Below are 19893 nucleotides of genomic sequence, written 5' to 3' on the forward strand. Positions count from 1 at the left end.
TTCCCCCTGTGAGAGTAGGACGCCGCCGGGCAGGATGCATTTTCATCCTCTTCAAAGATACGGATCGTGTATCCAAGTCGGAGAAATCATTATTATTCCGCAGTAGCTCAGTGGTAGAGCACTCGGCTGTTAACCGAGCGGTCGTAGGTTCGAATCCTACCTGCGGAGCCAATTTGGAGAGCTGTCCGAGAGGTCGAAGGAGCACGATTGGAAATCGTGTAGACGGTCAACGCTGTCTCAAGGGTTCGAATCCCTTGCTCTCCGCCATAGAAATTTATATCTGGCCCCTTGGTCAAGCGGTTAAGACACCGCCCTTTCACGGCGGTAACACGGGTTCGAATCCCGTAGGGGTCACCAAGATTTTTTCGCACTAGCGAAAATAATCATCCTTAATATCATCACGCTAGCGATTACAAATGGAGGATTAGCTCAGCTGGGAGAGCATCTGCCTTACAAGCAGAGGGTCGGCGGTTCGATCCCGTCATCCTCCACCAAGATTTTTTCGCGCTAGCGAAAATAATCTTCATATTATTGTCGCGGGGTGGAGCAACGAGCGTTACTTCACTGAATGAACTGCGAGTTGTACCGATCGAGCAGCAGCTTGGATAAGCTTCCTGAGATCGGGACAGTCATTGCTCTCAAAGAGCATGCGCAAAACAATATTATTATTACCGTCGCGGGGTGGAGCAGTCCGGTAGCTCGTCGGGCTCATAACCCGAAGGTCGCAGGTTCAAATCCTGCCCCCGCAATTAATAAAAGTTCTTTTCAAGTACTTCACTTGAAAAAACTTTGGTCCCGTGGTGTAGCGGTTAACATGCCTGCCTGTCACGCAGGAGATCGCCGGTTCGATCCCGGTCGGGACCGCCATTTTAATTAGTGGCTCAGTAGCTCAGTTGGTAGAGCAGATTGCTCACTTCCTGAATAAGCTTCTGCGGCAATCTGCGAGAAAGACCGAAGGTCATTCGAGCAAAGGACTTAAACAAGTCAAGGTTTAGGCAACAATATTATAGTGGCTCAGTAGCTCAGTCGGTAGAGCAAAGGACTGAAAATCCTTGTGTCGGCGGTTCGATTCCGTCCTGAGCCACCATTTATACAATACCTGGTTATCCAGGGAATTTGCTAAAATGGGTTTTTCAACACCAGAAAAAATGTTATAGTGGAGGGGTAGCGAAGTGGCTAAACGCGGCGGACTGTAAATCCGCTCCCTCAGGGTTCGGCGGTTCGAATCCGTCCCCCTCCACCACTTAATATAGGGGTATAGTTTAAAGGTAGAACGAAGGTCTCCAAAACCTTTGGTGTGGGTTCGATTCCTACTACCCCTGCCAATTTTATAATGGCGATTGTGGCGAAGTGGTTAACGCACCTGATTGTGGTTCAGGCATTCGTGGGTTCGATTCCCATCAGTCGCCCCATTATAATCACATTTTCAATACTAATGGAATACAATATATTGGGCTATAGCCAAGCGGTAAGGCATCGCACTTTGACTGCGACATGCGTTGGTTCGAATCCAGCTAGCCCAGCCATTTTTTGCGGAAGTAGTTCAGTGGTAGAATACAACCTTGCCAAGGTTGGGGTCGCGGGTTCGAATCCCGTCTTCCGCTCCAAAAATATATGGCGGCATAGCCAAGTGGTAAGGCAAAGGTCTGCAAAACCTTTATTCACCGGTTCAAATCCGGTTGCCGCCTCCACTAAAACATTAGTGGTAGCAAAAAGCAAGACATCTTAATATGCCGGTGTGGCGGAATTGGCAGACGCGCACGACTCAAAATCGTGTTCCTTCTGGAGTGTCGGTTCGACCCCGACCACCGGTACCATTTTTATTATAAACAGGATTTCCTGTTTTCTTTATTTCATAGAGATATGTATGCGGGTGTAGTTTAGTGGTAAAACCTCAGCCTTCCAAGCTGATGATGAGGGTTCGATTCCCTTCACCCGCTCCATACATACGTAACTAATGCAGCATGTCGTTTCCAGAAAACGATATGCTGCATTTTTTTGTTTTTATAGTAGATAGATAAGCTAAACGATATGAAGGCAAAAGAAAAAGGATGCATCAGCATCCGATCATTCTATAAGTGCCAGTCCCTCCATGGATTTGGGTAAACATATTCATTAGTGATTGTGTCATTTTTTGCATGCTCTCTGGTGGAGTTGAGGGTCTTAAATATACAATCTGCAGGGCATTTGTCGTCGATGCTGTTACGGCCGATCTTTCTGAATCGACAAATGGGCTGCCGAATGGTCCTTGTTCATCTGCAGAGGTTATTAGGTTGGCAAGGTTATTGGTTCTTCCATTTAGACCTTTGTATTCTTCGCTTTCTTCTCCGATGTTAATCGATACATTCCCTACAAGCTTATCACTGTCATAAATTCCTATTGGAATTTGATATTCAAGTGAGAAGAAGTTATTTAAATCTATCGCACTATGTATGGATTGAAGATAATTCTGCTTTGCGATCCTGCGGTAGAGGGCTTCGGCCGAATGTCTATATCGGTTTGGATCCTTCCCTGTTGTTTTAAATATTCCTCGCCACTCTTTGATGCCTTCAAGCTCGGTTACGTTTTTTTCCAGAAGGTCGAAGTAAATTGATTCCTGGAAAAGCTGAAGTCTGCCCTTTAACATTTGCGGAGACTCGCCAACCTGTATGTCTTTATATTCGATAATCCCGACTGTGAATCCGGGAATGAGATCACCTATCAACCTTGAAACTTGAATTTCCATTGATTCCACCTCCAAATCTGCTTTAAAATAGTTTATCATAAAAGTAATTTGCATTTAAATTTATGGGATTTCAATATAAATATCAAAATGGAGAGGAGGAATCTGCAAATGGATACAGTAAGTTTGAAGCAGGATATTATTGAATACAGCAAAACAATCGGGATTGATAAAATTGGTTTTGCAGCTCCTTCAACTTTTGAAGAAATGAAGGTCAGGTTATACAGGCAGCAGGAACTACAATATCAATCCGGGTTCGAGGAAAAGGATATTGAGAAGAGAACGGAGCCTAGCCTTATTTTTGACGGTCCTAAATCGATCATTTCGATTGCACTTGCTTATCCTTCAAAGATGAAGACGAAAGTTGTCAGCAAGAAGGGAGAACGTCGGGGAATCTTCTGCCGTGCATCATGGGGGACTGATTACCACATGGTGCTCAGGGACAGGCTGAAAAAATTGGAGGATTATATTGCTTCGAAGGTACCTGGCTCAATGTTCAAATCGATGGTCGATACGGGCGAACTTGTTGACAGGGCTGTTGCCGAGCGGGCAGGGATAGGCTGGAGCGGAAAAAACTGCTCCATTATCACTCCAGAGTATGGATCCTACGTTTATTTAGGTGAAATGATTACGAATATACCGTTTGCCCCCGATACGCCTATGGAGGATCGCTGTGGCACCTGCAATAAGTGTGTGGAAGTTTGTCCTACTGGGGCACTTGTACAGGGCGGGCAGCTTGACGCACAAAAGTGCATTGCCTTCGTAACACAAACGAAGGGTTTTTTGGCTGATGAATTCCGCGAAAAATTGGGTAATCGCTTATATGGCTGTGATACTTGCCAGACCGTTTGTCCCGAGAACAAAGGGAAGGATTTTCATTTCCATGAAGAAATGGAGCCAGACCCTGAAATTGCGAAGCCGCTCCTAAAACCTTTACTAACCATAAGCAACCGTGATTTCAAAGAAAAGTACGGACATGTCTCCGGTTCGTGGAGAGGAAAGAAGCCTATTCAGCGCAATGCGGTCATTGCCCTTGCGCATTATAAGGATGATACAGCAATACCTGAGTTGATCAAGGTAATGCAGGATGACCCAAGACCTGTACTCAGGGGGACGGCAGCATGGGCGCTTGGTAAAATTGGCGGTAGTGAAGCGTTGGACGCACTGAAACATGCCTCTGCTGTTGAGAAGGATGAGGAAGTATTAAAGGAGATCAGTAAGGGACTGGAGTTTTTTAAGGACAACTCAGAGTCGAATATTACAGTGTAAGAAGGATGGATTTAGTCAAATCCATTCTTTTTTTTAGGCTCATTTCTCAAACTTTGTGGCTATTGAATACAAAATAGGAATGAATGTATTATGTTTCTTCGCAAATTTGACTCTTAATATGAGAAATGAGCATGCCAACTTAATACCGAACAAAAAATGGCTAAGTTTTACGTTAAAATCGGCTTTAGGATTTTAACAACAATCTTGACCAAAACAGCCTTTTTTTATGCGTGAAATCCTGGAACGCTTCATAAATATGAAAGGTGAAGGGAGAGATGAACATGCGTGAACAACTGCAGGAACTGCTGGAACAACGTGTCCTTCAATGTGTATCAATGCCGCGAAATCAACTGCACGAGTGTCCCAGTATAGAGATGAAAAAGCAGAGTTTTGCCAATAGGTCTGCTGAAATTGTAAAAGCAAAGGCAAATGGCAGAGTAATAGAGAAGTTTGAAGATAAGGAAAATGCCAAGGTTTTATATGAGGTTCATTTTCAGTATTTGATTAAGCAACGGGGATTATTTTACATGGAGGAGGAAGTGGAGAAGAGGGAGGCTGAATTTTACAAGGGCGTCCTGGTAAAGGATGAAAAGATGAATGAAATCAAAGGATCCCAGGGCAGCCATGAAGCGATGCCTGCTATTGCACAGGAGGAGGGAGACCAGGAGAGGAAGGGATTCAAATATGACAGGCTGAAGGCCGTCCAGTATGCGGAAAGATGGTGGAATGACTACAATCCTGCATATAAAAAGTTCGAGGTCGACTGTACCAACTATATCTCGCAATGCCTTCATCAGGGCGGAGGGCCGATGCGCGGGTATCCAAATCGAAGCAATGGCTGGTGGATGCAGAATGATAATTGGAGTTTCAGCTGGTCGGTCGCCAATGCGATGCGCTGGCACATCCCAGGTTCTAAGTTGGGCTTGAGGGGAAGAGAAGTGAAAAGTGCTGATAAACTGAAACTAGGAGATGTCATCTGCTATGATTTCGAGGGGGATGGACGTTTCGACCATACCACGATTGTTACAGGACACGACGCGGATGGAATGCCGCTGGTCAATGCCCATACGTATAACAGCAGGATGAGATATTGGGCATATGAAGATTCAACCGCCTATACCCCGAATATTAAATACAAGTTCTTAACGATTACGGATGATCATGATGATATTTAATGACATACCCAAACGAATACAGCGCCATTTCTTTTGCTGAGAAGCAGTGTAGTGGTATAATGGCTTTAGTTTTTATTAGAGGTGAAAGTCATGGCATTGCATGTTGTATTATATCAGCCGCTCATTCCAGCAAACACTGGCAATATAGCGCGCACATGCGCCGGTACAGATACCGAGCTTCACTTAATCAGGCCGTTGGGGTTTTCAACGGATGACAAGATGTTGAAGAGGGCGGGTTTGGATTACTGGGAGCATGTGAAAATTCATTATTATGATTCGCTTGAGGACTTTTATCAACAGAACGAGGGCGGAGAATTCTTTTACGTGACCAAATTTGGCAAAAAGGCGCATTCTGATTTTGATTATAGTGCAACCGAGAAGGATTTCTTCTTTATATTTGGCAGAGAGACAACCGGACTTCCTAAAGAAGTGATCGAAAACAATATCGAGACATGCCTGAGGCTGCCTATGAATGAGAATATCCGTTCATTAAACCTGTCTAACACGGCTGCTATCTTAATTTATGAAGCACTTAGACAGCAGGACTATCGGGATTTGCGTAAATACTAGGAGGCCTATTCAGGTCTCCTTTTTGGCATGGACAGGTGTCTGGTGGTTTTTACTTTTAATGAATCGTGTCATTTCCAGGCAATACATAATCAAGAAGGAGCTGTTAATAGAATGAACCAGGTAATTGAAACTCTACTGCAACATCGTTCGATCAGGCGTTTTACGGATCAATCGCTGGATCGGGAACAAGTTGAAACCATCGTGAAAAGTGCCCAGGCGGCTTCTACTTCAAGCTTTATCCAGGCATATTCAATAATCGGGGTAACAGATCAGGAAAAAAAGGACAAGTTGGCTGAATTGGCGGGCAATCAGGCTTATGTAGCGGCTAATGGCCACTTCTTTGTATTTTGTGCGGACCTCCATCGCCATAAGGTAGTTGGTGGTTTGGAAAATGCTGATGTAAAAGATTCGATTGAAAGTACGGAAAAATTCATGGTGGCATTAATTGATGCTGCGTTAGCTGCCCAGAATGCGGCAATAGCTGCTGAATCGATGGGACTCGGGATTTGCTATATTGGCGGTATCCGGAATGACCTCGAGGCGGTAAAGGAAGTATTGAAGACACCTGATTATGTTATTCCTCTGTTTGGCATGGCAGTAGGCTATCCCGATCAGGAAACGGATCTGAAGCCGCGTCTTCCGCTAGAGCATATCTATATGGAAAACGAGTATCAACAAGACCAGAGCTTGTTTGAAAAGCAGCTTCAAGATTATAACAAAACGACATCTGAGTATTACCAGGAAAGAACGGGCGGGAAAAGAGCGGACTCATGGACTGGGCAAATGGCCAAGATGCTTGAGCGTAAAACGAGGATGTATATGAAGGAGTTTATTGAGAAGCAGCAATTAAATAAAAAGTAGTTATGAAAAAGTGAAAAAGCTGCCAAAAGGCAGCTTTTTATTTTTTCGTGATCCCCGGCTTATCATCGTAACCACCTGTGAAAATAGCAGCTAGAAAAGCAATAGTTACGCCTATAATTAGAATTAGTTTCATGTATGTAAGCCTCCCTTTTATTCGTTTTGTCCATATAGAATTTATTATATCCTATTATTTCGCTACTGTGAAGGATGGGCTTATTTTTTCCCGATGAAAGTAAAAAAGGACAATCATCCAGGCAGAACGTTTACGCATGTTCAAATTGTTTGCTGCATAGAATTTATTAATCGTCTCTTGATAACGCTAGATGGGGAGGTCCATATGGATATTTTAAAAAAAATTGAGTTGTATCGCCAGGATGAAGAGAAGCTGAAGTGGGAAGGGACGTTCAGGGAGTATCTTGAAATTGTGAAGGAACAGCCATGGGTTGCTCAATCGGCACATTCCCGTGTGTATAATATGGTCAAAGACGCAGGGATTGAAAACGATAAAGGCAAGAAACGCTATTCCTTCTTTAATTCACAGTTGTTTGGTCTTGAAGAAGCATTGGAAAGGCTAGTCGAGGAGTATTTTCACCCGGCTGCGAAAAGGCTGGATGTCAGGAAGCGTATCCTTTTGTTGATGGGACCAGTGAGCGGAGGTAAATCGACTCTCGTCACGATGCTAAAAAGAGGGCTGGAGGCTTATTCTCATACAGACAGGGGAGCAGTTTTTGCAATTAAGGGCTGCCCGATGCATGAAGACCCGCTGCACATGATTCCACATCATTTGCGAAAAGATTTTTATGATGAATATGGCATCCGGATTGAAGGCAATCTGTCGCCGCTTAATATGATGAGACTTGAACAGGAATATGGCGGCAGGATAGAAGATGTCATCGTGGAACGAATCTTCTTCTCCGAGGATAAGCGGACGGGTATCGGAACATTTAGTCCATCCGATCCAAAATCTCAGGATATAGCGGATTTGACAGGCAGCATTGACTTCTCGACCATCGCGGAATATGGATCTGAATCTGATCCGCGGGCATACCGTTTTGATGGCGAGCTGAACAAAGCAAACCGGGGGATGATGGAGTTCCAGGAAATGCTGAAGTGTGATGAGAAATTCCTCTGGCACTTGCTCAGCCTGACGCAGGAAGGTAATTTCAAAGCGGGAAGATTCGCATTGATCAGTGCGGATGAATTGATTGTTGCGCATACGAATGAAACGGAATACCGTTCGTTTATTTCCAATAAAAAGAACGAAGCCCTGCATTCACGTATTATCGTGATGCCGATTCCGTATAACCTAAAAGTGTCCGATGAAGAGAAAATCTATGACAAGATGATCAGGGAAAGTGATGTAAACGATGTCCATATCGCTCCTCATACTCTGAGGGTTGCTGCGATGTTCACGATTCTTACCCGCCTGAAGGATCCAAAAAAGGGTGATATTGACCTGATCAAGAAGATGAGACTCTATGATGGGGAAAGTGTCGAAGGCTATAACAGAGCTGATGTAGAAGAATTGAAAAAAGAACATCAGGATGAAGGCATGAGCGGAATTGACCCTCGTTATGTCATTAACCGGATTTCTTCGACAATCATCAGGAAGGAAGTTAAAACGATTAATGCATTAGACGTACTGAGATCACTCAAAGAAGGCCTTGACCAGCATCCATCGATTACGGCCGAGACAAGGGAGCGATATCTGAACTATATTTCTATTGCGCGCAAGGAATACGATGACATCGCGAAAAAAGAAGTTCAAAAGGCATTCGTGTATTCTTATGAAGAATCAGCTAAAACCCTTATGGAGAATTACCTTGATAATGTTGAGGCGTATTGCAATAAGGCGAAGATGCGTGATCAGCTGACTGGTGAGGAAATCAATCCGGATGAGAAGTTGATGCGCTCCATTGAGGAGCAGATTGGCATTTCCGAAAATGCGAAGAAAGCGTTCCGTGAAGAGATTTTAATCAGGATTTCTGCCTATGCGCGAAAAGGCAAGAGGTTTGATTATAATTCGCATGACCGCCTGCGTGAAGCGATCCAGAAAAAACTATTTGCTGACTTGAAGGATGTCGTCAAGATCACGACTTCATCAAAGACTCCTGATGAGACCCAGATGAGAAAAATTAATAATGTAGTCGCAAGACTGATCGATGAGCATGGCTATAACTCTACCTCAGCCAATGAGTTGCTGAGGTATGTCGGAAGCCTGCTAAATAGATAGAATGGAAGGACCTGCGGATTGCAGGTCCTCTTTAGTTTATAAAATCCTGATAGCGGGAATAGTACAGGCAAGAGGTGATAAGAATGACTAAAAAGGATTTGCCAAAAGACTATGTTCCTAAAAATAGTTCAATGGCCCGCAATGAAGAAGAAATCGAAAATCTCGGCAAGCAAATGGAGAACCGACGCACTGGCGAAGTGTTGAAAGAGGACTACGATAAAGTACCAGATCCGATTCAATTTGATAAAGCGAATGAAAAGAAATAACCTTTGCTGATAACGCAGAGGTTATTTTTTTAGATTATAACAACATATCGTTAATTCGAGCTTCTTTAAAATAATCCAAACCTGGAGCAAATTGGGTGGCGAACGTACCTGTCTTGTAAAAGAACTTACACCTAAGCTTCTGGAACAAGGGACAATAATGCCCAAAGGGGGTTCAAGATAAAATGGGCTTGTCCATCCATAGGAGAAAAGGTTAATTGTCAAAATTATTTGTAAATTATTTTGTCTTCCTGCATAAGATAGAGTAATTACAATTCCCACAAGGGTAAAGTCCATCGGGATATTGTATGAAAGTATGTTGTATTATGTTACCGTCAAAATGAAAATTTCAAAGGAGGGGTTGAAAATGACCGATGAAAGCAGTCACCAGTTTGTGATTTCCCAGGAAGATTGGTCCCTCCACCGCAAAGGACATGATGACCAACAGCGCCATCAGGAAAAGGTGCAGGAAGCAATCAAGAGCAATCTGCCTGATTTGATCACCGAAGAGAATATTATCATGTCCAACGGCAGGGATGTCGTCAAGATTCCGATAAGGTCACTGGATGAGTACAAAATCCGTTATAACTATGATAAGAACAAACACGTCGGCCAGGGGAATGGAGACAGTAAAGTAGGAGATGTCGTCGCCCGTGATGGCTCAGGCCAGCAGCAAGGCCCGGGAAAAGGGCAAGGCGCAGGAGACCAGGCCGGTGAAGATTATTACGAAGCAGAAGTATCGATGATGGAAATTGAAGAAGCGTTATTTAAAGAGCTGGAGCTTCCAAATCTCAAGAAGAAGGAAGAACAGGAGCATCTCGTTGAAAATATTGAGTTCAACGATATCAGGAAGACTGGATTGATGGGCAATATTGATAAGAAGCGGACGATGATGTCAGCTTATAAACGGAATGCAATGACCGGTAAGCCATCATTCCACCCTATTTACAAGGAAGATCTTAAATTCAAGACGTGGAATGAAGTCGTGAAGCCGGACTCAAAAGCTGTTGTGCTTGCGATGATGGATACGAGTGGAAGTATGGGACTGTGGGAAAAATATATGGCGAGGAGCTTCTTCTTCTGGATGACGCGTTTCCTTCGTTCCAAGTATGAAACCGTTGAAATCGAATTTATCGCCCACCATACAGAAGCAAAGGTAGTTTCCGAGGAAGACTTTTTCTCAAAAGGGGAAAGCGGAGGTACCATTTGTTCATCCGCCTATCGAAAAGCATTAGAACTTATTGATGACAAGTACAATCCAAGCAAGTTCAATATTTATCCATTCCATTTTTCAGATGGTGATAACCTGACCTCCGACAATGCCCGCTGTGTGAAGTTAGTAGAAGAGCTGATGAAGGTCTCCAATATGTTCGGCTATGGAGAAGTCAATCAGTACAACCGCCACTCGACCCTAATGTCCGCGTATAAAAACATTAAAGACGAAAACTTCCGTTACTATATCCTCAAGCAGAAAGCTGACGTATTCCACGCGATGAAAAGCTTTTTCAAAAATGAAGAAAACAAGATGTATGCTTAATCAAAAATCGGCAGGATATAACTCCTGCCGATTTTTCTATATAAAAACTCTTATAGTAACAATCTATTATTTTTCTATTCCAATCGCCTGGCTGCCCATCTGTACCCAGGCTTTTTCGAAAGGTGAACGTGGAACGGGTTTATAGCCATTGCTGGCAAGAGGATCGTTTACGTAAATAAATTCCTCGTCATAGCCGACAATCAGCACACTGTGTTCTCTATAAGTGATCTTCACGTTTCCCGTATTTGTCTTCCAAATAGTAAACTCGGATTCGGGAAGTGGCGCGAAAGTGGAGTTGGTGATGACCCAAACTGGTGAGCCGTTGTCGATCAGTTGATATACATCATCGATTGAATTTCCGGTTATGTCCTTGATTTTCCCGGGCAGATAATTCTCTGCAAGATTTGCTACAGGACCGTGGTAAACGCCATATCCTGATTTGCTGAATGTATAGATATCGCCTACAAATCCATCATATGGGTTGCTGCGAACATAATTTGCGTCGCGGAAGGGGATTTTATGTATCTGCTTAGCCAAGGTCATCTTGTCGGCTTGTATTCCTTCATACTGCAACAGCATAGTTAAGCTAGTTACTTCACACCCGCGTTGTAATTCTGGAAGCTGACTGATGTGCGGGACACCTTCAATCATTTTTTTCTCTTCAGTACTGATGAAATCCTCGAGAACTTCTTTATCAGCAATATTTTTAGTTACCGAATGAGCTTCTGTTCGGGTTATTTTGGGTGCAACTGAAGCTTGTGTTTCTGCAGTTGGATTTTCAACTGATCGTAAGTTCTCCGCCCCCAGGTAAGTGGCCAAGAAAATGCCTCCAATTGACAGTGATCTTATAATTAACTTTTTATCCAAAATATCTTCTCCTAACATTTCTCCTTCAAGTGAGTATCTCTACCAATTTTAATCAAAATTCGACAAGGATTCAATAGACTAATAGAATGATATTGGGAATTTATTGGAAAGTCGTCTTTTTTCTAAGATCTTTTCATAAACTCTGTTGCTTGCATAACCAAAAGTAAAAAGGTAGAGGCACCTCCGCCTATTCCACTGCAGAAGTCCTCGATATGATATCTATAGGGAATGTGATGGAAGTTCATATTCGAAAGCTAACAATTAATGCCAAAAATAATGCCGAAAAAGTTTTTATCGGAGAAAGTACATAAAAAATATATTAGGCCTAAGGGATTATTCAACAAAGAATTCCATAACTATAGGTTTTTGGGTAAGAATATGGGGGAATGCAGTAGTTGAAACTGAAAGTGAAGCTTTAGAAAAAATTAAATTGAACCATCATTTTTATGGCTGTAATCGGTAATACTATCTCTGTTATAAGTACAATCTTTTTAAAAAAACTCTAATTTATGTTAGGGTATTAAAGTGCAAAGTTGACGAAGGGAGTTTTTTGATGAAAAAGGATTCATCTGTTTTTTTCATATCGACTGGAATTTTGTTATTAATGGTTCTTTTCGGTGTGTTTGTTCCAGATAAACTTGAGTCAGTAACAGCCAGCATCCAGGCATTCATTACTGATTCTTTTGGCTGGTATTATTTAATTCTTGTTTCTGCTATTGTAATCGTTTGTCTGTATTTCCTGATCAGTCCCCTTGGAAAGATCAGACTTGGCAAGCAGGATGACCGCCCTGAATTTTCTACCCTGACATGGTATGCGATGCTCTTCAGCGCAGGTATGGGGATAGGGTTGGTTTTTTGGGGAACTGCTGAACCAATCAGCCATTATATGGTCTCGACACCAACTGGAGTAGAGGCAGGGTCTGACCAGGCAATTCGTGATTCGATGAGATTCACATTTTTCCACTGGGGTATCCATGCCTGGGCCATTTATGGGATCGTTGCATTAGTTCTAGCTTATTTCAATTTCCGTCATGGGAAGCCAGGGTTGATTAGTGCTACTCTTAGCCCGATTTTAGGCGACAAGACGAATGGCATCACTGGAAAAGTGATTGATATAATTTCCGTTGTCGCGACTGTTGTGGGAGTGGCAACAACTTTAGGATTTGGAGCTGTACAAATTAATGGGGGTCTTTCTTACCTATTTGGAATACCTACTGGTTTCGTAACTCAATTGTTTATTGTCCTGATCGTAACAGTATTGTTCATGATATCTGCCTGGACAGGACTTGGGAAAGGTATCAAGATTTTAAGCAATGTGAATATGATACTTGCTGGGTTATTGCTAGTGGCCATTCTGTTTTTGGGACCCACTCAATTTATCCTGAACCTCTTTACCAACACAATTGGTACATACCTTCAGAATCTGCCGACAATGAGTTTCCGGATTTCGCCTCTAAATGAAGAAGTCCGCTCATGGATTAACGGCTGGACCATTTTCTACTGGGCATGGTGGATTGCCTGGGCACCATTTGTAGGGATTTTTATAGCTCGAGTTTCTAAAGGCCGGACAATCAGAGAGTTTGTATTTGGAGTACTGCTCGTACCTTCTTTGATCGGCTTCCTATGGTTTTCTGCTTTCGGAGGTTCAGCCATCATGCTTGAGCATGAAGGGATTGCGAAGATTTCAGAGCTTGCGACTGAAGAAGCATTATTTGGTGTTTTCGCCAATTATCCAATGAGTTCATTATTGTCGATAATGGCAATGATTCTTATCGGAACCTTCTTTATTACTTCAGCAGATTCAGGCACATTCGTATTAGGAATGATGACAACGAATGGATCACTGACTCCAGGAAATAGAATCAAATTCACCTGGGGAATCATGCTGGCGGCAATTTCTTTAGTATTGCTGTACTCAGGCGGGCTTCAGGCATTGCAAAATACAATGATCGTAGCTGCGCTGCCATTCTCAGTCATTATGGCATTAATGGCACTGAGTCTAATTAAAGCATTGAACCAAGAGGCGAAAGAACTGGGGATTGGAAAAATTCCTAAACGTAAGTCTTAATACTAAAGGTGCAAGGAGTCATTCCGGTTTTAAGGGATGACTCCTTTTTAAAAAATTAAGAATGTATAAAATTTATTTCGAGAAATTATCTAGCTCCAGCGCTAGCAGGGGTTGAGCAAGTCGCTGGAGCTTTTCTAACACAAGGGTTGGTTTATAACCAATCCTTATTTTAATTTTAGGTTGTTTTCGTAAAGATTGTTGTTAAAATCCTAAAGCCGATTTTAACGTAATATATACCCATTTTGCAGGTCGGTATTAAGTTTGCATGCTCTTTTCTCATAAGAAGCGTCAACTTTACGAAGGTATAGGTAATTCACTACAATTTTGTATTCAAAAAGCAACAAAGTTTGAGAAAAGAGCCTTATTTTCTGGGCACAGTCGAACTAAATGATCGAAAGGTAATGGACATTTGTAAAAGTATGGGTATTTATGAACATTTTGTTCTTTTTTAAAATGTAAATGTTTTCATTCGTATTTTTTGCTAAAATGAATGTAATGAATTTAAGTCATTTCCAAGGGTGATCACGAATGGAAAAAGAAAAATTATTGAAGATAATTGAGGCAGCTAAGCTTTATTATTTACTTGATTATAACCAGAATGATATTGCAAGAGAGTTGGGAGTATCAAGGCCGACAGTATCAAGGTTCCTGCAGATCGCAAAGCAGGAGGGGATCGTCGATATCAGAATCATGGACCCGACAGAGGATGTAGAGAATTTGTCAGCGCAACTTGAACAAAAGTTTGGGTTGAAAAAGGCAATTGTCACCCATATTCCGCAATATGAGGACAGTGTAATCAAAACATATCTCGGGGAGAAGGCTGCTGCTTTTCTGAATGAAGTGGTTGAACATGATGATATTATCGGTGTCACTTGGGGCACGACCCTTTATCATGTCGCACTCGAACTTAAGCAGAAGCCGTGCAAGAATGTCAAGGTCGTTCAGTTGAAGGGCGGAGTCAGCCATTCTGAGACGAATACATACGCGAATGAAATACTGTATTTATTCGGAAAGGCCTTCAATAGTGCACCTCATCACCTCCCGTTGCCGGCGATCGTTGATCATGTCGTGGTAAAACAGGCGATGGAAGCGGACAGACATATCAAAAAGATCCTGGAGATGGGGAAGCAATCGAACATTGCAGTCTATACTATCGGCCCGATAAAGTCTGAATCATTATTGTTCCAGTTAGGATACTTTACAGAGGAAGATCTGCAAGTCATATATTCAAAAGCCGTAGGCGATATATGTTCGCGCTTTTTTGATAAAGATGGGATGGTTTGCAACGAAAATTTGGATGCAAGAACTTTAGGGATAGAACTTGAACAGTTGAAATCGAAAAAATATTCAATATTGGTTGCAGGCGGAGCTCACAAGATTGATGGTATTTATGGAGCTTTAAAGGGGAAGTATACAAATGTACTTGTAACGGATCAATTCACTGCAAAGTTCTTGTTAGATAAGTAAGGATTCAGTGAATAGAGTAAAAGCCATAAGATACAAACAAATACCCGATAGGTTTGAGGCCTTTGCGGGTATTTTTGTCGAAATGATGAAAAGGTATAAATTTCATTTTACATTTGTTCAAAAACTTATTTACAAAAGTTCTTAACTTCTGATATATTTGCTATAGAAAGTTTGAGATAAACAAATGTAAACGTTTTATTGAAATTTTTTTCATATCATTTGTAAACGTTAACAACATTTCATCAAATATCACAACAAGAGGTGGGGTCAACAATGAATATCTTATGGGGTTTAATAGGGATTGCTGTCGTTTTGGGAATTGCATTTATTTTCTCGAATAACAAAAATTCCATCAATTTTAGGACAATCCTTGGCGGGTTGGCAATCCAATTCATTTTCGCGTTCTTAGTATTGAAATGGGAAACAGGTAAACTCTTACTGAAAAAGCTTTCACTTGGTGTCAATGAAATCGTCAACTATACAGACGCTGGTGTGCAATTCCTGTTCGGCGGGTTGTTCCAGGCCGAAAATATTGGCTTTGTATTCGCTTTCCAAGTATTAACGGTTGTTATTTTCTTCTCTTCTTTAATTTCAGTGCTGTACTACCTGGGAATCATGCAAGTGGTCATCAAGATCCTGGGCGGAGCGCTTTCTAAATTGCTTGGAACGAGCAAGGCTGAATCACTATCAGCTGCTGCGAACATTTTCGTGGGCCAGACAGAAGCACCGCTTGTTGTTAAGCCTTACATCGCGAAAATGACTCAGTCAGAGCTTTTTGCAATCATGGTTGGGGGCTTGGCTTCTGTCGCAGGTTCCGTATTGATTGGTTATTCATTATTAGGTGTTCCATTGGAATACCTGCTTGCAGCAAGCTTCATGGCTGCTCCAGCGGGTTTGATCATGGCTAAAATCATGATTCCAGAAACAGAAAAATCTGAGTCATCCGATGAACTAAGAATGGAAAAAGATACAGATTCAGTTAACGTGATTGATGCTGCCGCTAAGGGAGCAAGCACGGGTCTTCAGTTAGCTTTGAATATCGGTGCAATGTTGCTTGCCTTCATCGCATTGATTGCCTTGATTAATGGAATTCTTGGGTTCTTTGGAGGATTCTTCGGAGCCGGTAACTTAACGCTTGAAACAATCCTAGGCTTTGTATTCGCACCACTTGCTTTCGCAATCGGCGTACCTTGGGATGAGGCTGTGAAAGCCGGCGGATTCATTGGTCAGAAGTTAATCTTGAATGAATTTGTAGCTTACTCTTCATTTGCACCACAAATTGAACAATTATCTGCTAAAACAGTAGCAATCATCAGCTTTGCTCTTTGTGGATTCGCAAACGTCTCTTCAATGGGAATCTTGCTTGGCGGTCTTGGAAGCCTTGCTCCAAATCGTCGCGGAGACATCGCTCGCATGGGTGTACGAGCTGTCATCGCAGGTATGCTTGCATCATTATTGAGTGCAGCAATGGCAGGTATGCTTTTATAAAAATGAGGAAAGAGAGGGACTTGGTCCTTCTCTTTTTTTGCGTTGAGTTATAATAGTGGAAAATGAAATGAAAGCTGTGATGATTTATGTGTTTGATTTTATTTGCCTACAAAGTGCATCCGAAGTATAAGCTTATTATTGCTGCTAATAGGGATGAAGCATATGCCCGGGAAACTGCGCCGGCTTATTTTTGGGAAGATGCGCCAGAACTGCTCGCCGGCCGGGATCTTGAAAAAATGGGAACATGGATGGGGGTAACGACTTCAGGCAAGTTTGCTGCCTTGACCAATTATCGCGACCCAAGTGAAACCACGAATGGGAAAAGAACAAGAGGGGAGCTTGTTGCAGATTTTCTGAAAGGGAAAGATAACCCGCAGGCCTATTTACAGGACTTGGCCAATCGTCGTCATGAATATCCGGGTTATAATCTACTAGCAGGGAATTTGGAGGAGCTTTATTATTATTCCAACCGTGGAGGCCCCTTGCAAAAAATTGATCCTGGTATTCATGGTGTCAGCAACCACTTGTTTAATACGGACTGGCCAAAGGTAGAACGAGGGAAGGCGGGACTTGCCAGCATTATTTCTGGAGAGCAAACAGATCTGGTTGACCAGTTATTTACCCATTTGGAAAATGCCGACCCTGCACCAGACCATCTGCTGCCTTCAACAGGTGTCTCGCTGGAGTGGGAGCGTTTGCTGTCACCGATGTTTATCAAAAGCGATGGATACGGGACGAGAAGCTCTACCGTCATATTGATCAATGAAAAAGAAATCTATTTTAATGAACGGGTTCATACAAAGGATCAGCGGTCAAACCAGGAGTTTTTGATAACTTTGTGAAGCAAAACAGACAACCACGAATTAGGTTGTCTGTGAATTTTTTAATTGAGAGCACGAAAAAAGCCCTAAGCCAATTCGATGGTCTGCCCTAAATCTAATACAATCTATATTCAGGCAAAGCTTTGAAGTGCTGTTTTATATTCCGTTTTTAAGTTTTCTATGATTGCCCGGACCGGCAAGATTTCTTTAATTTCACTTACCCTAGAGCCAGCGAATACGAGGCCATTCTCTACATCGCCGGCAACAGAGGTGAGCAGAGAGTCCAGTGTACAAAATTGATAGGAGCAATTTTTCAGGCAATCACGACATTTTTTGATCCTAAGTTTATCTGAGGTAGTGATTAGCTTAGTAAAATGATTGGCAATGGCCCGACCGTGCAGCCCTACTGTGGTTTTCACTAGTATTGTGTCTTTTTCAGTGGCTGACACGTATTTCTCCTTGAAGCTTTGCGGAGCGTCGCATTCATCACTGGCAACAAATCTTGTGCCCATTTGGACGCCAGAAGCTCCAAGGGACAAAGCCTTAGCGATATCAGCCCCAGTCATGATTCCTCCAGCAGCAATCACCGGGATGGTCACAGACTCAACAATTTCAGGCAGTATGTCAAAAAGGGGCTTGTCAGTCCCAAGATGCCCGCCTGCTTCAAATCCTTCAACTACCACTGCAGCAGCACCCAGGCGTTCCGAGATTTTAGCTAGCTTGGCAGAGGAGACAATGGAAATGACCGGGATCCCCGCTTGCTTTCCCCATGAATACATATCTCGTGAAATTCCGGCTCCAGATATGATGAAATCAACTTTTTCATCTAGTGCAGCTTTCATTTTTTCAGCAAAATCATTCATCGCAAACAATACGTTTACCCCGATGTATCCATTACCCTGTGTTAGCTTCCTGGCTTTCCTGATATGCAGACGCATCTCTTCAACTGTGATCCCTGTTCCGGAGATGATACCAATTCCCCCTGCGTTTGCAACCGCTGATGCCAATCCGCTGAGCGAGATGCCTACCCCCATTCCGCCTTGCATTATTGGAACCCTGGGAACCATATGGCCAATCTTAAGTTTTGGCAAGTCCATGCTAAAAACCCCTCTCTAAATTTATTCCTTTGCAGTTTAACATGCAGATTTATAAAAAGATGTGATTTTTAGCACCAGATACTATATTTAGGTATAATTATTTGGTATTGATTTTTCAGAAATAAAAAAGACGCAGAAACTAATCTGCGTCCAAGTTGCATTGATGTTAATTAGAAATCGAAATTATCCGGATCGGGACCTACACGCTCATTCTTGTTCAAGCTGTTCAAGCGGTCCATATCAGCGGCAGAAAGCTCTAAATCGAAGATATTTGCATTTTCGATAATACGATGTTCCTTGATTGATTTAGGAATCGTCACCACTTCATTTTGTAAATCCCAACGCAGGATCACTTGTGCGGGCGATTTCTTATGCTTTTCTGCGATTTCAACGATTGTTGGTTCTGATAAAAGCTCTCCCTGCTTCAATGGAGACCAGGCTTCCATTTGGATGCCTTCAGCTTTGCAGAACTCAAGCAGCTCAGTCTGGGCCAGATGCGGATGGTATTCGACCTGGTTAACCATTGGCTTGATTTCAGCATCAGCCATCAAATCTTTAAGATGATGAACATGGAAGTTGCTCACGCCAATGGCGCGGACACGCCCATCTTTATAAAGCTTTTCGAGTGCCTTCCACGTTTCTTTATATTTACCCGCTACCGGCCAGTGAATCAGGTAAAGGTCAAGGTAATCAAGGCCAAGCTTTTCCATGCTTGTCTCAAATGCCTGGAGTGTCGATTCATAACCCTGGTCAGAATTCCAGACCTTGGTCGTGATAAACAATTCTTCACGCGGAACTCCAGCTTCTTTGATTCCCTGGCCCACGCCTTCCTCGTTCTTGTAAACTGCTGCAGTATCGATGCTCTTGTAGCCATTTTTAAGCGCTGCTTTAACAGATTCTACAACTTCAGAACCTTCCTGGACCTTAAACACACCAAGTCCAAACCATGGCATCTTGACACCATTATGTAAAATCGTAGTATCCTGGAGATTTTGTGGCATATCATGCGCCTCCTTATCAATTCAATTGCTATTTTATTTTCTCATATTTTTTGAATGCTAAAAAGTAATTGGACTTCCTTGGTGGATTAAAAGATGATCTGTTAGAATCTTGACAGCTTTGGCCCATTCTCCAGAAAAACTGTCAGAATAACGAAGGAATCTTGACAGCTTTGGCCCATTTCCCTGAAAAGCTGTCAGAATAACGGCGGAATCATGACAGCTTTGGCTCATACACCTGAAAAGCTGTCAGGAAAACGAAGGAATAGTGACAGCTTTAGCCCATTCTCCAGAAAAGCTGTCAGAATAAGGGTGGAATCATGACAGCTTTGGCTCATACACCGGAAAAGCTGTCAGAAAAACGAAGGAATCATGACAGCTTTAGCCCATGCGCCTGAAAAGCTGTCAGAATAACGAAGGAATCATGACAGCTTTGGCCCATGCGCCTGAAAAGCTG

The 19893-nt window shown here is 42.6% G+C and carries 15 protein-coding genes, 15 tRNA genes and 1 rRNA gene (1 of these 31 running past the window's edge); 27 read left to right on the plus strand and 4 right to left on the minus strand.

Going from position 1 to position 19893, the window contains the following annotated elements; translation table 11 throughout:
* From rrf to AC0VX7_RS05740, 16 genes are all read left to right on the plus strand, one after another.
* Positions 1–31 (plus strand): 5S ribosomal RNA (gene rrf / locus AC0VX7_RS05665) (it extends 85 nt beyond the left edge of the window).
* 65 nt (positions 32–96) lie between these two features.
* Positions 97–171 (plus strand) — tRNA-Asn (locus tag AC0VX7_RS05670).
* Positions 172–175: 4 nt separating this feature from the next.
* Positions 176–267 (plus strand) — tRNA-Ser (locus AC0VX7_RS05675).
* Positions 268–282: 15 nt separating this feature from the next.
* Positions 283–357: transfer RNA gene (locus AC0VX7_RS05680), tRNA-Glu, on the plus strand.
* 61 nt (positions 358–418) lie between these two features.
* Positions 419–494 (plus strand) — tRNA-Val (locus AC0VX7_RS05685).
* 181 nt (positions 495–675) lie between these two features.
* A tRNA-Met gene (locus AC0VX7_RS05690) sits at positions 676–749 on the plus strand.
* Between the two features lie 42 nt (positions 750–791).
* Positions 792–867 (plus strand) — tRNA-Asp (locus tag AC0VX7_RS05695).
* Positions 868–1011: 144 nt separating this feature from the next.
* Positions 1012–1087: transfer RNA gene (locus AC0VX7_RS05700), tRNA-Phe, on the plus strand.
* A 71-nt stretch (positions 1088–1158) separates the two neighbouring features.
* Positions 1159–1243 (plus strand) — tRNA-Tyr (locus tag AC0VX7_RS05705).
* A gap of 8 nt (positions 1244–1251) precedes the next feature.
* Positions 1252–1325, plus strand: a tRNA-Trp gene (locus AC0VX7_RS05710).
* Between the two features lie 11 nt (positions 1326–1336).
* Positions 1337–1412, plus strand: a tRNA-His gene (locus tag AC0VX7_RS05715).
* A 39-nt stretch (positions 1413–1451) separates the two neighbouring features.
* Positions 1452–1526 (plus strand) — tRNA-Gln (locus AC0VX7_RS05720).
* A gap of 6 nt (positions 1527–1532) precedes the next feature.
* Positions 1533–1607 (plus strand) — tRNA-Gly (locus AC0VX7_RS05725).
* A gap of 9 nt (positions 1608–1616) precedes the next feature.
* A tRNA-Cys gene (locus AC0VX7_RS05730) sits at positions 1617–1691 on the plus strand.
* Positions 1692–1732: 41 nt separating this feature from the next.
* Positions 1733–1817: transfer RNA gene (locus AC0VX7_RS05735), tRNA-Leu, on the plus strand.
* A 52-nt stretch (positions 1818–1869) separates the two neighbouring features.
* Positions 1870–1943 (plus strand) — tRNA-Gly (locus AC0VX7_RS05740).
* Positions 1944–2056: 113 nt separating this feature from the next.
* Here the strand turns inward: AC0VX7_RS05740 and AC0VX7_RS05745 are convergent.
* A complete protein-coding gene (locus tag AC0VX7_RS05745; RefSeq protein WP_475427052.1) occupies positions 2057–2725 on the minus strand; it encodes a B3/B4 domain-containing protein in 669 nt (222 codons plus the stop codon).
* A 108-nt stretch (positions 2726–2833) separates the two neighbouring features.
* Here AC0VX7_RS05745 and queG point away from each other — a divergent pair, with 108 nt between their 5' ends.
* The 7 genes from queG (at position 2834) to yhbH (ending at position 10630) form a co-directional block, all read left to right on the plus strand.
* The gene (queG, locus tag AC0VX7_RS05750; RefSeq protein ID WP_475427053.1) at positions 2834–3991 is read left to right on the plus strand and encodes a tRNA epoxyqueuosine(34) reductase QueG; all 1158 of its coding nucleotides are present in this window, start codon (positions 2834–2836) and stop codon (positions 3989–3991) included.
* Positions 3992–4272: 281 nt separating this feature from the next.
* Positions 4273–5166, plus strand: a complete 894-nt coding sequence (locus tag AC0VX7_RS05755) for an amidase domain-containing protein (protein ID WP_475427054.1) — start codon at positions 4273–4275, stop codon at positions 5164–5166.
* A 90-nt stretch (positions 5167–5256) separates the two neighbouring features.
* Positions 5257–5736, plus strand: a complete 480-nt coding sequence (gene trmL, locus AC0VX7_RS05760) for a tRNA (uridine(34)/cytosine(34)/5-carboxymethylaminomethyluridine(34)-2'-O)-methyltransferase TrmL (RefSeq protein WP_041968144.1) — start codon at positions 5257–5259, stop codon at positions 5734–5736.
* A 111-nt stretch (positions 5737–5847) separates the two neighbouring features.
* Positions 5848–6597: an oxygen-insensitive NADPH nitroreductase gene (nfsA, locus tag AC0VX7_RS05765; RefSeq protein ID WP_475427055.1), complete on the plus strand. Its 750-nt coding sequence runs from the start codon at positions 5848–5850 to the stop codon at positions 6595–6597.
* Between the two features lie 337 nt (positions 6598–6934).
* Complete coding sequence (locus AC0VX7_RS05770) at positions 6935–8830, plus strand: PrkA family serine protein kinase (protein ID WP_215035508.1); 1896 nt, start codon at positions 6935–6937, stop codon at positions 8828–8830.
* A gap of 83 nt (positions 8831–8913) precedes the next feature.
* The gene (locus tag AC0VX7_RS05775) at positions 8914–9096 is read left to right on the plus strand and encodes a hypothetical protein (protein WP_215035506.1); all 183 of its coding nucleotides are present in this window, start codon (positions 8914–8916) and stop codon (positions 9094–9096) included.
* A gap of 364 nt (positions 9097–9460) precedes the next feature.
* Positions 9461–10630: a sporulation protein YhbH gene (gene yhbH / locus AC0VX7_RS05780; protein ID WP_475427056.1), complete on the plus strand. Its 1170-nt coding sequence runs from the start codon at positions 9461–9463 to the stop codon at positions 10628–10630.
* A 66-nt stretch (positions 10631–10696) separates the two neighbouring features.
* Here the strand turns inward: yhbH and AC0VX7_RS05785 are convergent, their stop codons facing one another.
* Complete coding sequence (locus AC0VX7_RS05785; protein ID WP_475427057.1) at positions 10697–11449, minus strand: C39 family peptidase; 753 nt, start codon at positions 11447–11449, stop codon at positions 10697–10699.
* A gap of 601 nt (positions 11450–12050) precedes the next feature.
* Between AC0VX7_RS05785 and AC0VX7_RS05790 the strand changes: the two genes are divergently transcribed.
* From AC0VX7_RS05790 to AC0VX7_RS05805, 4 genes are all read left to right on the plus strand, one after another.
* Positions 12051–13565: a glycine betaine uptake BCCT transporter gene (locus tag AC0VX7_RS05790; protein ID WP_475427058.1), complete on the plus strand. Its 1515-nt coding sequence runs from the start codon at positions 12051–12053 to the stop codon at positions 13563–13565.
* Positions 13566–14093: 528 nt separating this feature from the next.
* Positions 14094–15032: a sugar-binding transcriptional regulator gene (locus AC0VX7_RS05795; RefSeq protein WP_475427059.1), complete on the plus strand. Its 939-nt coding sequence runs from the start codon at positions 14094–14096 to the stop codon at positions 15030–15032.
* A 273-nt stretch (positions 15033–15305) separates the two neighbouring features.
* Positions 15306–16520 (plus strand): NupC/NupG family nucleoside CNT transporter, encoded by a 1215-nt coding sequence (locus AC0VX7_RS05800; RefSeq protein ID WP_475427060.1) that lies wholly within the window; start codon positions 15306–15308, stop codon positions 16518–16520.
* An 86-nt stretch (positions 16521–16606) separates the two neighbouring features.
* Positions 16607–17362: an NRDE family protein gene (locus tag AC0VX7_RS05805; protein ID WP_475427061.1), complete on the plus strand. Its 756-nt coding sequence runs from the start codon at positions 16607–16609 to the stop codon at positions 17360–17362.
* 110 nt (positions 17363–17472) lie between these two features.
* Here AC0VX7_RS05805 and AC0VX7_RS05810 read toward each other — a convergent pair whose 3' ends face one another.
* Positions 17473–18438, minus strand: a complete 966-nt coding sequence (locus AC0VX7_RS05810; RefSeq protein WP_475427062.1) for an NAD(P)H-dependent flavin oxidoreductase — start codon at positions 18436–18438, stop codon at positions 17473–17475.
* Between the two features lie 170 nt (positions 18439–18608).
* Positions 18609–19439, minus strand: coding sequence for an aldo/keto reductase (locus AC0VX7_RS05815; protein WP_475427063.1), 831 nt, complete (start codon positions 19437–19439; stop codon positions 18609–18611).
* Positions 19440–19893: the final 454 nt, after the last annotated feature.

The sequence above is a fragment of the Mesobacillus sp. QJM3NY_10 genome (genome assembly GCF_056173465.1).